1 protein-coding gene is annotated in these 209 nt (G+C 64.6%); it reads left to right on the forward strand.

The window, feature by feature from the left end; translation table 11 throughout:
- Window positions 1-209, forward strand: a 209-nt coding sequence (locus FS736_RS25030) for a hypothetical protein (protein ID WP_222125130.1), incomplete at both ends; no start/stop codon positions are given.

Below are 209 nucleotides of genomic sequence, written 5' to 3' on the forward strand. Positions count from 1 at the left end.
GGTCCTGTTGGTCCCGTCGGTCCTGTCGGTCCCGTCGGTCCAGTTGGCCCTGTTGGTCCTGTTGGTCCTGTCGGCCCTGTTGGTCCAGTTGGTCCTGTCGGTCCTGTCGGCCCTGTTGGTCCTGTTGGTCCTGTCGGTCCCGTTGGTCCAGTCGGTCCCGTTGGCCCTGTTGGTCCTGTTGGTCCTGTTGGTCCGGTCGGTCCAGTTGG

The organism is Cytobacillus oceanisediminis 2691, from assembly GCF_007678455.1.
Taxonomy (GTDB): domain Bacteria; phylum Bacillota; class Bacilli; order Bacillales; family Cytobacillaceae; genus Mesobacillus; species Mesobacillus oceanisediminis_A.